Source organism: Pedobacter sp. FW305-3-2-15-E-R2A2 (assembly GCF_038446955.1).
Classification (GTDB): Bacteria; Bacteroidota; Bacteroidia; order Sphingobacteriales; family Sphingobacteriaceae; genus Pedobacter.
In genome coordinates, this window is sequence record NZ_CP151803.1 from 7,340,640 (window position 1) to 7,353,862 (window position 13,223).

9 protein-coding genes and 1 tRNA gene are annotated in these 13,223 nt (G+C 42.1%); 5 read left to right on the forward strand and 5 right to left on the reverse strand.

Annotated elements, in window-relative coordinates:
- Position 1 precedes the first annotated feature (1 nt).
- From AAFF35_RS29975 to AAFF35_RS29990, 4 genes are all read left to right on the forward strand, one after another.
- On the forward strand, positions 2-2,914 hold the full coding sequence (locus tag AAFF35_RS29975; RefSeq protein WP_342330119.1) for a PD-(D/E)XK nuclease family protein: 2,913 nt from the start codon (positions 2-4) through the stop codon (positions 2,912-2,914).
- Between the two features lie 14 nt (positions 2,915-2,928).
- Positions 2,929-3,285, forward strand: coding sequence for a VOC family protein (locus AAFF35_RS29980; protein WP_342330120.1), 357 nt, complete (start codon positions 2,929-2,931; stop codon positions 3,283-3,285).
- A gap of 67 nt (positions 3,286-3,352) precedes the next feature.
- The gene (locus AAFF35_RS29985; RefSeq protein ID WP_074611285.1) at positions 3,353-4,339 is read left to right on the forward strand and encodes a pyruvate dehydrogenase complex E1 component subunit beta; all 987 of its coding nucleotides are present in this window, start codon (positions 3,353-3,355) and stop codon (positions 4,337-4,339) included.
- 172 nt (positions 4,340-4,511) lie between these two features.
- The gene (locus AAFF35_RS29990) at positions 4,512-6,809 is read left to right on the forward strand and encodes a Tex family protein (RefSeq protein WP_342330121.1); all 2,298 of its coding nucleotides are present in this window, start codon (positions 4,512-4,514) and stop codon (positions 6,807-6,809) included.
- A gap of 51 nt (positions 6,810-6,860) precedes the next feature.
- On the opposite strand, the gene AAFF35_RS29995 is transcribed toward AAFF35_RS29990, so the two are convergent.
- From AAFF35_RS29995 to AAFF35_RS30015, 5 genes are all read right to left on the reverse strand, one after another.
- Entirely contained in the window at positions 6,861-8,285 is a 1,425-nt protein-coding gene (locus AAFF35_RS29995; protein WP_342330122.1) for an RtcB family protein, read from the reverse strand.
- A gap of 10 nt (positions 8,286-8,295) precedes the next feature.
- Positions 8,296-9,354 carry a nucleotidyltransferase domain-containing protein gene (locus tag AAFF35_RS30000; RefSeq protein WP_342330123.1) on the reverse strand — a complete coding sequence of 353 codons (1,059 nt, stop codon included), beginning with the start codon at positions 9,352-9,354 and terminating at the stop codon, positions 8,296-8,298.
- Entirely contained in the window at positions 9,329-10,105 is a 777-nt protein-coding gene (locus AAFF35_RS30005; RefSeq protein ID WP_342330124.1) for a nucleotidyltransferase domain-containing protein, read from the reverse strand. Before AAFF35_RS30005 ends, AAFF35_RS30000 begins: the two co-directional genes overlap by 26 nt.
- A gap of 41 nt (positions 10,106-10,146) precedes the next feature.
- On the reverse strand, positions 10,147-11,241 hold the full coding sequence (locus tag AAFF35_RS30010) for a slipin family protein (RefSeq protein WP_342330125.1): 1,095 nt from the start codon (positions 11,239-11,241) through the stop codon (positions 10,147-10,149).
- 425 nt (positions 11,242-11,666) lie between these two features.
- A tRNA-OTHER gene (locus AAFF35_RS30015) sits at positions 11,667-11,723 on the reverse strand.
- Between the two features lie 465 nt (positions 11,724-12,188).
- Between AAFF35_RS30015 and AAFF35_RS30020 the strand changes: the two genes are divergently transcribed.
- Positions 12,189-13,169: a WYL domain-containing protein gene (locus tag AAFF35_RS30020; protein WP_342330126.1), complete on the forward strand. Its 981-nt coding sequence runs from the start codon at positions 12,189-12,191 to the stop codon at positions 13,167-13,169.
- The last annotated feature ends 54 nt before the right edge of the window (positions 13,170-13,223 follow it).

Genomic DNA, 13,223 nt, shown 5'->3' on the forward strand with positions numbered 1-13,223 from the left:
GATGAGTGCATTTTTAAAAGAAGTAGCAGAAGATTTGGTAGCGCGCCTTGGCGGAGATCTGCATCATGCTGCGGTGGTTTTTAACAATAAACGCCCCGTCCCTTACCTACAGAATCATCTCGCAGATACCATTGGGAAGCCTTTTTGGAGCCCCTCATTTTTCACCATTCAGGAGTTTTTTGCCCTTTCTACCCATTTACAGGTTGCAGATGGATTCACCCAGTTTTTCACCTTGCTGCAGCAATACAATAAATTGCTGGCAGAGGAGGGAGGAAAAGCGCTGAATCCGGATGTCTTTTATCCCATTGCCAGGATCATTCTGAGTGATTTTTCGCAAATTGACAACGACCTTGTTAATGCAGATCAGCTGTTTCAGGAACTGGAAGATATTGCCGTGATCGAAAAGGAATTTCAGCACCTGACCTCCGAACAACAACAGTTTTTAGAGCAGTTCTGGTCTTCTTTCTCCTCAGGGAAACAGCAGAACCATCAGGAACAATTTATTCGAATGTGGCGGCGTATGCCAAAGTTGTACCGTAATTTTCATCATGCTTTAAGAGAAAAGGGTTATACAACTATGGCCTATATTTATCGCCAGCTGGCGGAAGGAAATGCAGACCGGCCAACCTTTATCAACGATTTCAGTGAAGGAAAACTGGTCTTTGCAGGTTTCAATGCATTAAGTAATGCCGAAGCGGTCATCTTTAAGCGATGGAATAAAGATGAAAAAGCTTTATTCTACTTTGATGCGGACAATTATTACCTCCAGGATGAAACCCAGGAAGCCGGATTGTTCCTGAGAAAAAATATTCAAAAGCTAGGTCTTCCAAATGCGTTGGGTGCGGGCAAAGACCTGATCAGAAGCCATCAGAAAGAAATTAACGTCTATAAAACACAAGGACAAACTGCACAGGCAAAAATCCTTCAACAGGAACTGCTGCAGGACTATCCTTTATTGGAGGCGGCAGACAATGCGGGAAAAATTGCATTGATTCTTGCCGACGAAAGTTTATTACTTCCCGTATTACAGACCATCCCTACACAGTATCAGCATGCAGACGGCATTTCTAACATTGACCTCAATGTTACGATGGGGTACCCCTTACTGGCAACCTCTATTTTTGGCCTGGCGGATCTTTGGCTGAGTATTCAGGCGCAGCTGATCGAAGGTAAAAAGGATACGGTATATTATAGAGATGTAGAAGCCTTTCTATCGCACCCGTTAACAGGGGTGTCTGCCGAACAAAGAGACCTGGTGCAGCAGGAAATTTTAAAAGAACAATTGATAGAAGTTCCTGTGCTCACCTTGCATGGCGATGAATTGTCTACTTTGTTTTTTACAAAAGTGCATAAGGGCTTAGCAGCGATAAATAACCTGCAAAAGGTATTCAGGTTGATCCTGGAGCGCCAATTGGAAGATAAAACTTTAAAACAAACCGAGGCCGATTTGTTTGCTGCTACTTTAAAAGAGTTAAACCGCTTGCACGATACGCTGGAAGATTACGCTGCCCAGCTGCCCCTTTCTTTTGTGCTTTCGCTCATGCAAAAAGCAGTGCAGGGCATTGCAGTCCCTTTAAGTGGAGAGCCTTTACAGGGTGTGCAGGTCATGGGATTATTGGAAAGCAGGAGCCTGGATTTCGAACACGTATATGTGCTTGGGGTAAATGAAGGAATTCTGCCGCAGGTAAATGTTTCACCAAGCTTTATTCCCGATAGCATCCGAAGGGCTTATGGATTACCGGTAATTGAAAATCAGGATGCCATTTCTGCCTATATGTTTTACCGTTTATTGCAGCGCTCCAAGAAAGTAAGCCTGGTTTATAACGGACAGGGAGACGATAATAATACCGGAGAACCAAGTCGTTTCCTCCGTCAGCTGGAGTTTGAAAGTGGTTATACCTTTAAATATTTTGACCAGTCGCAATCCGTTGCCATTGAGTATAAAGTAAATGTTGACATTAAAAAGGAAGGAGAAGTCCTCCGAAGATTAAACCTCTATCTGGATGGACAGGAAGGCCCTTCGGCTAAGCTCTCTGCCACCAGACTCACGACTTACCTGAACTGTCCGGTACAGTTTTTTTATAAATACATTGCTAAAGTAGAGGAGCCGGAAGAGCTGGCAGAAAATCTCGAAGCCAATAGTATCGGTTCCACCCTCCACCTTGTGCTGGAGCGCTTTTATCAGAAACTTCAGGCGGAAAGCCCATACATCACCAAAGAAAGAATCATAGAGAACCGAAAAAATCTTGACGAATTGTGTAAACGGGCATTTGCTTTTGTAATGTTCAAAGAGGAAGAAAAGATTCTTGAGCACAACGGAATGCAGCAGGTCATGCTGGCCATCGTTGCAGAATACGCGAATGTCATCCTCGATCATGATGAAAATCAAGCTCCTTTTACCTTGGTAGAACTGGAAAATGATGAAGATTATGTGATTCCTTTCCCAATTAAGGTGAAAGGAGAGGAGCGGTCATTAACCTTGTTTGGAATCATCGACCGTGTTGATCAGCGCAATGGCGTAACCAGAATTGTCGACTATAAGACCGGAAGGGATGAAATCGGCTTCTCTTCCATCGAAGAACTCTTTGACAGCGAAAGTAATAAACAGAATAAAGCGCTGGTCCAGACCTTGTTCTATACTTACGTTTATGAGCAGGCAAAGGGAATTACCGGCGTGGAACCCAACCTTTATATCATTCGTAAAATGCGCGAAGAAGGAACTTTGTTCTATTTGAAGGAAAACAGGAAAAGAGTACTTTTACAGGCAGAACAGCTGGATGAAATGAAGGAGAGTTTCAAAACCCTGTTACAGCAAAAACTGGAAGAGTTATTCAATCCTGATGTTCCCTTTACCCACACAACGATAGCTGATAATTGCATGTATTGTCCTTATCTGACCCTTTGCGGAAAATAATTAAATTGATGCCTATGTTAGTCTCTGCAGTCCCTATTCTTGCCTCACTAAATTCAGCGGAAACCATCGCCTTTTATACCGAAAAACTGGACTTCATTTTTCATTCCGAATGGGATGGGTACCTGATTTTTAGTAAAGATGACATCACTTTGCACCTCTGGCCAACAACAGATCCGGACATTCCAAAGCATACCGGTTGTTATATCAATGTAAATAAAGTTGAGCAATTATATCAACAATATGAGCCTCTGGGCGTGATTCACCCCAATGGAAAGTTAGCAGAAATGCCCTGGGGAATGCGTCAGTTCTCGATTTTAGACAACAATGGAAACATCATTCATTTCGGGGAATCCATAGAAAACAAAGTGTAATTAAAACACTACTTTATAATTAAGTTACAATAGTTATATTTGCCCACAGTTAATATTTGAATATACAATGAGAGAAATTCAATTTAGAGAAGCGTTACGTGAAGCCCTAAGTGAAGAAATGCGTAAAAATGAGAACGTATTCCTGATGGGTGAAGAAGTAGCGCAATACAATGGTGCTTATAAGGTAAGTCAGGGTATGTTAGACGAGTTTGGCGACAAACGCGTAATTGATACTCCAATTGCCGAATTGGGCTTTACCGGTATTGGTATTGGCGCAGCAATGAATGGATTGATTCCGGTCATAGAATTTATGACTTTCAATTTCTCGTTGGTTGCTATTGATCAGATTATTAACGGCGCAGCCAAAATGTTATCAATGAGTGGCGGACAGTTCCCTATTCCGATCGTATTTCGTGGCCCAACCGGAAATGCAGGTCAGTTAGGTGCACAACACTCTCAGAACTTTGAGAACTGGTATGCAAACTGCCCGGGCTTAAAAGTAGTGGTTCCATCTACTCCTTATGAAGCTAAAGGTCTGTTAAAACAAGCTATCCTTGATCCGGATCCGGTAATTTTCATGGAATCTGAAGTAATGTATGGCGATAAAGGAGAAGTTCCTGAAGAAGAATATTACCTGCCAATCGGTAAAGCTAATGTGGTTAAAGAAGGTACTGATGTAACGATCGTTACTTTTGGTAAAATGTTAACCCGTGTGGTAAACCCGGCTGTAGAAGAGTTGACTAAAGAAGGAATCAGTGTAGAAGTAATCGATTTACGTACTGTACGTCCTATCGATTATCCAACCATCATTGAGTCTGTTAAGAAAACAAACCGTTTAGTGATCGTTGAAGAGGCATGGCCACTGGCCTCCATCTCTTCTGAGATTGCATTTAATGTTCAAAAGAATGCTTTTGATTATTTAGATGCTCCGGTATTGCGTATCACTTGTGCTGATGTTCCACTTCCGTATGCACCAACACTGATTGCAGCTAGCTTACCTAATGCTGAAAAAGTGATTAAAGCAGTTAAAGAAGTAATGTACGTAGCAAAATAAGCTATTTAATATATCCTATTATATGATCCCGTTGGCAAAAAACCAGCGGGATTTTTTTTATTTATCCTAACCAGGGCGCAACAATTCATTAACATTTTATTTATTTGAGGATGTCGATTGTTAGAATTAATTTTGGCCCCAATTGTACGTTAGAATACCAAAAGATCTTTAAATGAGTCACCATTCTAAAATAATTGCTGCCGAACTTGTGGTAGCTGAAAAGCAGGTTATTGCGACTATTGAATTGTTGGATGAAGGAGCAACAGTTCCTTTTATCTCACGTTACCGTAAAGAAATGACGGGTAGCCTGGATGAAGTACAGGTGGCGGCAGTCCGCGATAGGTTTCAGCAGCTTCGTGAGCTGGACAAACGCAGAGAAGCAATCCTGAAAGCTTTAGCGGCACTGGATAAGCTGACGCCTGAACTGGAGGCTCAGATTAATGAGGCTACAAACATCGCGACAATCGAAGATATTTATCTTCCTTATAAGCCTAAACGTAAAACCAGAGCATCTGAAGCCAGAAAAAAAGGCCTGGAGCCTTTAGCCTTACTGATCCTGGAACAAGGAAAAGTCGACCCTGATGCGGCAGCCGAAGCTTTCTTAAATGCAGAGCTGGGTGTAAATTCTACCGAAGAAGCTTTGTCCGGTGCAAGAGACATCATTGCGGAAATTGTAAATGAGAGTGTGGAAGTGAGAACTTCAATGCGGAGGTATTTCCAGCAGAAAGCATCTTTTAAATCTTCAGTGCTGAAGGGTAAAGAGGAAGAAGGAATCAAGTATAAAGATTATTTTGACTGGGAAGAACCCCTGAAAGCAGCACCCTCACACCGTGTACTCGCGATGAGAAGGGGAGAGAACGAATCGATCTTAAAATTGGAGACCATGCCGGAAGAAGAAGGCGCGATTACAATTTTGGAAGAACAGTTTGTGAAAGGTAATTCACCAGGTAGTAAACAGGTGAAGCTGGCAATACAGGACTGTTATAAAAGATTGTTAGGCCCGGCAATGGAAACAGAAATCCGCTCTTTCTCTAAAGATAAAGCAGATGAAGAGGCCATTCGTGTATTTGCTGAAAATGCCAGACAGCTCTTATTGGCAGCACCAATGGGACAAAAAAATGTGCTGGCCATTGACCCCGGATTCCGTACCGGATGTAAGGTGGTTTGTTTGGACAGACAAGGGAAATTATTAGAGAATACAGCGATCTATCCACATACCGGACAAGGAAATGTGAAGAACGCCGCGGATAAAATTATTGAGCTTTGTAAAAAGCACGAAGTAGAAGCCATTGCCATTGGTAATGGGACCGCAGGTAGAGAAACAGAAGTGTTTATCCGCGGACTTCAATTGCCGGAAATCACAGTGGTGATGGTGAATGAAAACGGAGCCTCTATCTATTCTGCCTCAGATGTGGCTAGAGAAGAGTTTCCAACTCAGGACATTACCGTTCGTGGAGCCGTTTCTATCGGCAGAAGGTTAATGGATCCATTGGCCGAATTGGTAAAGATCGACCCTAAGTCTATTGGCGTCGGACAATACCAGCACGACGTAGACCAGGGTAAATTGCAACAATCTCTGGATGATACCGTAATGAGCTGTGTAAATGCGGTAGGAGTGGAGTTAAATACCGCTTCAAAACAAGTGTTGGCTTACGTTTCCGGCCTTGGCCCTCAATTGGCGCAAAACATCGTGACCTATAGAAATGAAAATGGAGCCTTTAAAAACAGGGAAAGCCTGAAAAAGGTTCCTCGTTTAGGTGATAAAGCATTTGAGCAAGCAGCTGGATTCCTTAGGATCAGAAATGCAGAGCATGTGCTGGATGCAAGTGGTGTTCACCCGGAGCGTTACGCTTTGGTGAATAAAATGGCCAGAGATTTAAATTGTACGGTTGCCCAGTTGGTGAAAGATACAGAGTTGAGAAAGCAGATCAAATTGCAGCAATATGTGAGTGAAGAGATCGGTTTGCCTACCCTGAATGACATCATGAGCGAATTGGCAAAACCGGGAAGAGATCCCCGTGAGCAATTTGAAGCATTTAGCTTCACTGATGGCGTAAATGAGGTTTCAGATCTGAAGATCGGTATGAAACTTCCTGGAATTGTCACAAATATTACCAATTTCGGTGCTTTTGTGGATATAGGTGTTCATCAGGATGGATTGGTCCATACAAGTCAGATGTCTGATCGTTTTATCGCCAACCCTAACGATGTGGTAAAAGTGCATCAAAAGGTGGAAGTAACGGTAATGGAAGTAGACGTGGCACGTAAACGCATTTCCTTATCCATGAAGACAGGAGAAGCGAGACCTAAAGCTAAAAATAACGGGAAACCGGCAGAAAAGGCGAAAACGTTCGGCAAACCATCAGCGGCTAAACCAAAACCTGCACCTAAACCGGAGCGAAAAGAAAAAGCGCAGCCGGAAGGCGATTTGCAGCTGAAGCTGGAAGCACTGAAAAATAAGTTTAAATAACAGACGATAAACAAAAAAAGGTTCGAAATGTGAGTTTCGAACCTTTTTTATTTAATCCTCCCGGCTTCCATCATCGGCCATACGGACGATCTTCGGACTGAACCTGGCCACCACATCCACGAGCTCTTTTTGAGCATCCATCACAAGGTTGATGTCTTTATAAGCCATCGGTGCCTCGTCTAATCCTGCTCCAATCAAGGTCACTTCGTGTTCCTTCAAAATCGCCCTCATTTGATCTTTGGAGATGTTTTTAATGGCTTTTGTTCGGCTCATTAATCTCCCTGCACCATGAGAGGCAGAGTTAATGGCAGCAGTCTCTCCTTTTCCGCGGACCAGAAATCCCGGAGCGGTCATAGAGCCCGGAATAATTCCCATTACGCCTTTACCAGCAGGGGTAGCTCCTTTACGGTGAACAATCACTTCTTCTCCGTTCCAGATCTCTTTCCAGGCAAAATTATGGTGGTTTTCTACCGTAGCCAGCACTTCTGCACCAATGGCCTTAGTCAGTTTTTTATGGATCACCTCATGACAGGCAGAGGCATAATCTCCGGCAAGGTTCATCGCCAGCCAATATTCTTGTCCGGCTTCAGAATTCATATCCAGATAAGCCAGATTTGCCGCCTCTTGCGGAAGCTTACACAATTCCTTAGCCAGTTTGGTGTAATATCCCGCTACCGTTGCCCCAAATCCGCGGGAACCTGAATGCGTTAGCAAGGCGAGGTATTTTCCCTTAGGAATGGTTAAGATCTCGTCGTCTTTCTCAAACTCGATGATTCCCCATTCCACAAAGTGATTTCCACCTCCGGAGCTTCCCAATTGAGAATAAGCTTTGTCGTGCAGGTTTTTGATCATTGGCGTAAGGTTAAACGTTTCGCGATCCAGGACCTCATGATCTGCTTTATATCGTCCATGAAAACCATGTCCTGCCCCAAATTTGGTATGTGCAATCAGTTCTCTTTTGAACTGAGCTTCATGCGCATGGAAATGGCTCTCTGAAATATCGAATACAGACAAGGCCATTCTACAACCGATGTCAACACCCACTCCATAAGGTATAATTGCATTACGCGTCGCTAAAACACCGCCTATCGGCAAACCATATCCCTGATGCGCATCCGGCATTAATGCTCCGGCAACACTCACCGGTAACCTCATCGCGATATTCATTTGTTTCCTGGCGCCTTCTTCTATTTGATCACTCCCATAGACGGTATAAACTGCTGCTTGTGCTGACAGGGCAATGGTGTCATCTACTGGTACAGCATCTGCTTCAATAATGGCTGTAGCCAGTTCCCCAAGGATTTTATCATCCAGGAACGCTTCTGCTTTCGCCTTTACTTCCACCAACAGGTTGATCAGCGCTTCTTTGCTTAGTTCTTCAAATTTATTTTCTGTCAGACTTAAGGCAAGTCCGAGTATTTTTCCGGGAGCATAACCTCTTTTAATCAGGTCATCTCCATTTAATATATTGTTCATTGTTTAATTTCTAATGGTATAACTCCGTTCTCATGGCAATGAGCACTTTTTCCAGTGCCTCAGCGTCCGGAGCTTCCGGTAAATCACTTTTTTTGTAAGCGAGGTCTATCTGTACGATCAGTTCCTCTGCCATCTTTTGCAGTTCATCATAGGAATAATGACCAGACTTTATCGAGAGCAATTCCGCTCTGTTGGGCCGCTTTATCCGGAGTTCAGCTGTGCGCAGGAGCTCCTCTGCTACCTGCAGCAGACGGATGGTATGCATCATGTTTTTTGCATCGTAGTCCTTGCCGTGTTCCAGGTTGTTGAGGTAGCGTTCTTCATTCCTTTTGGCTACCCAATCCCAGTATTCCCGGTATTCTTTGCAATAGCTGGAGTAGCTGTCCTGGTTAAACTGCAGGTAGGCCATTTCTTTTTCTCCTTTAGGAACAGAGGATAAGGAAAGCTCATTTGCCAGCACATTTGTTGCGATTCCTTTATAGCCCAGGTTTTCTTCCTCATCATAAAATAAAGCAAATAAACCTCTGGAATGCGGAATATTGATCAGCCCACATTGTTCCTGTTTGTATCCTTGCGTTTTTAACCAATCCCGGAGGCTAAGGGCGTTATAGCCTGCTAGTATAAAGCAGAAGTCTAACACCGTTGCCCTTTCTTTGGGAAGCGGATTGACGATTTTCTTTTTCAATCCTTTCGCTTTCCGGATCTGGGTGATGGCATAACCGGCAAAAGTATCCCTGCATAGTTTCGATAAAAACATCGCAGTATTCAATTTGTCCATGACCGGATGTTTGTACAGGATCATCTCTTCCGGAGAGGCCAGCATTTCCAGCATATTAGGATTGTTTTTGATCAGCAATTCTACATATCTGCCCAATTCATAATACACTTCATCATTGCTTTCATTGCTGATTTGAGGGGTATAAGTCAACCCATAAAATTCGGATTTTGGAAGGTAATAAACGCCTTTAAGATCCCTGTCAGAGGTCGCGGTAGCTAATCCATAGGACCGGCTTCCGCTAACACATTCAAAAAGCAACAGGCCTTTATCCTTTAGGTCTTGTATCGTCATATTCGTTTATTATTTTTATAAAGAAGTGATTCAGTCCTTCCAGGTCAAATTGATTTTTAGAAAGGTCTTTAGCCGCTTCGGTACAATTTATAAATTCCTCCTCTATATAACTCTTTAACGGCGCAGGTATTTTGATCACCGTTTCTTCTTTTCCGGTAGCCTTAAATACGATCAAATCGCTTACCAATGTCTGCAAATGTTTTGGAAGCAGGTCCATTAAAGGGCCTATTTCCATGGGGGCGATTTGATTCTTTTCTAAACACCATTTTGCAGAAAGCAGTGGCCGAAGTACATAAAACAGCTTCTTTATTTTTATCTCATCCTCATTCACGACAGTATCCATAGCACCTTTGGCGATCCCCAGGTAATGGTGTGCATTTATCCGCTGACTAAAATAACCCTGGCATAAATCCCATAACAGGGCTTTGAAGTTCCCTTCTTCTCCATAAACAACCGGAGATTGAAGCCACTCAAAAGGAGTGGTATTGGATTTTCTTAACAGTTGCAAAACTTTTCGCAGGTCCCATCCATAGATGTCCAGCTCATCGTTTATAGGGAAGCTGAGGTGATCTGCCCTTTCCGCTATCGACAGGTAGTAATGAACAGGTTTTACATAGATAAACCGCACATCAAAATCACTGTCCAGCGATGGGAATTGCCATCCCCGACTGCCCGATTCGCAAGAGAAGAGTATTTTTATACCATGCGCTTGCGCTATTGCACTAAGTCTATTTACGATTGTTGTTGTCATCAGTATATTTTTTTAATAGTTGTGAAGCCATCACCGGCATCTTATTTAACGAAGATTTGCTTCAATTGATCGATCATTTGCCCGCTTCCGGATAAACTGATCGTATTGATCTTTTCTGCAATCTTCTCTACATATTCCATTTCTTTCAGTTTATATAACATGGCGTTATCTTCCATCAGTTTTGCTGTATTTAACAAGCTTCTGGTAGAGGCCGTTTCCTCTCTTCTTGTAATCAGGTTGGCTTGTGCTCTTTTTTCAGCAATCAGTACCTGATTCATGATTTCTTTGATGTCACCAGGTAATATAATATCCTTCAAGCCACAGTTGATCAGTTCAACACCCAGAAGCGCTGCGTTCGCTGCGGAGCTGGTTAATACATGCTGAGCAATCTTTTCCTTGCTTTCCATCAGTTCATCAAAGGTTAACCTTCCAATGAATTCTCTCAGGGCCAGCTGAATCAATACATACAGCTGTTTCTCAAATTCTTTGTTTTCCAACAATGCTTTGATGGCATCTGATACTTTGTATTGAACACTGAAGTTGATTCTCAACTGTGCTTTATCCTTGGTTAAGATCTCCTGTCCGGCGATTTCCATGTTGAGTTGTCTCAGGTCAGTTTTTAACACCTGAATCAGGGTACTGTTGTTCCACCAGATGTAGTTTCCTACTTCCAATACGCGTTCAAACTTTCCATCAACCATCATCAAAGCGGCTTCGTAGCTTTCAATTCTGAACGATCTGACATAAGGCTGCATCAAGGACTTCAATAAAGTGCTTTTATCAATGTCTTCCGTGATTTCATATTTATTCAGGTCTGCATTCAGGAATGTATACTTGTTCAATCCAATCCAAAAGGCATACCTTCCGGCAGTCAAGACCTGTTTGAAGTTTCCGTTTTGGTATACTAAAACCAAAGTGTTGTCTTTGACTTCTATCAGGTGTACCAGATTTGCGAAATCTTTATTTTGTAACAGGACGTCCAGCTCTGTAGAAGCGATAAAAGTTTTAGACTGATCATAAACTTCTATGGTTTCTCCAAATCCTAACCAGTGGTTTCCTGCGGTTAATATGCTTTTAAATTCTCTGTTTTTGTAAACCAACCCCACAGAGTTGGTGTTAATGGTTACTCTTTTCATCTATTTTTAATTTTGGTTGGTTTAATATTTATTTATTCCTGACCTAAGGAAGAATGGTGCGCTCTTTGACCATTCTTCCGGCAGCTTTTTCTCTTTTTTTAACAAGCATTTTTTGAAAAACATTCATCCAAAGGATACGGAAGTTCCGTTTGGCAGGAATATTTTGATCTTAAAACTGCGCTACACGATTCAAACCGTCCCTTTCAGATGCGGTTCGTAAGGTCTGGCATATTTGACAATCAACATTCTTCTGTACCGTTACGGACTTTCAAAGTCTCTTTTGGATTGCTTTATTCCCGATCTCCTGATGGTCAGGTTTTAAGCGGAATGTTTTTCTCCAATGCTTAATGAGGAGGATTTGTGAAGTTCCTCTTCTTCATTATGGATCCTAAGTCCATTGCATTACCATTTTGCTATTCCAATTTTGGTAGGAAGCAGGATTCGAACCTGCAAATTGTATTACTCTACCCCTGAGCTATCCCGGAAAACCGGGAGTGGGATTCGAACCCACGACACATACATGTATTGACAATCCACTACCTGAATTCGCCAGGATATGAAAACATAATTGCTTCATACTTTGGGGCCATACAGAAACCCGCAACTGCGGACGTTATTGAGGTAGTATTGCCATTCCCTTTCGGGAATATTTTTAAGTACTTACGTACTGATTTGATTCAAAGAACTTGTCGTTGCGATCGACATTACAAAGGTGCATCGGGTAGAACGCAGCACAATTGCGCAGTTGTTTTTGATTTGATGCTAATTAATTATCATGCTTATTATCAATAAGATAATTTTTATTTTTCTCTAAATTAACTGCATGATGATTTGAAATGCGCAGTTCTATTGCGTAGTCAATTGGTTTTATTACTTTTATAAAAAGGAAATTTCAGATGTCAATCAATAAATTAGCCCTAATACGTTACAAAACCATAGATGAATGTTTGAAGAATAGGTTCCGTAAATGGAGCCTTGATGACCTCATTGAAAAGGTTGCTGCAGTGTTATTTGAATACGAAGGAATCAGTTCAGGAGTAAGCAAACGAACCGTTCAGTCTGATATTCAAACTATGAGGAGCGATAAATTGGGCTATAATGCGCCTATCATTGTAACTGATCGAAAGTACTACGCTTACAGTGACCCTAATTACAGCATTACGAAAGCGCCCATCAATAACAACGATATTGAGAAGATGAAGGAGATCGTTGGAGTACTGAAACAATTTAATGGCTTTAGTTATTTTGATGAAATGAGCGATATGATCGCTAAGCTGGAAAATAACCTGTATAAATCTACCAACCAAAGCAGAAACTGTATTCAGTTCGAAAGCAATAAACAGCTTCGTGGCCTGCAGTTCATCACTCCTTTGTACAGTGCCATTCTGAATAAAGTGCCTTTATTGATCGAATACAAATCCTTTAAGGCATTAAAGGCGCAGCAGATGATTTACTTTCCTTACTTGTTAAAAGAATATCGGAACCGATGGTTTCTGATTGTAAAACCAAAGAAGGGGAGGATCCTGATTACACTGGCGCTAGACCGGATTCTGGAATTTCAGGAATTGACCAAAGAACCTTTTATAGAATACAAGGGGATTGATTTTGATCGCTATTTTGATGACTTGCTTGGGGTAACTAAATCTGAGAGGGACCGGGCGCATAAAGTAATTTTAAAGGTAAATAAACACCATGCGCCTTATATTCTAACCAAACCGCTGCACCACAGCCAGGTCTTACTGAAAGAAGACCATGAGGGTATTGTCATTAGAATCGATGTAGTCCTGAACTTTGAGCTGGAACGGGAGATCCTGGGTTTTGGAGAATGTATGAAAGTTCTGGGACCAAGAAATCTTGCTTCCAGAATCAGCAAAAGACTGGAAGAGTCAGCTAAGCAATATAAAAACCTGGAGTCTTCAGAAGCTTAAAGGCCGCCCCTTGCTAAAGAGACGGCCTTATTTTTAATGTTAAAGGATTATTAC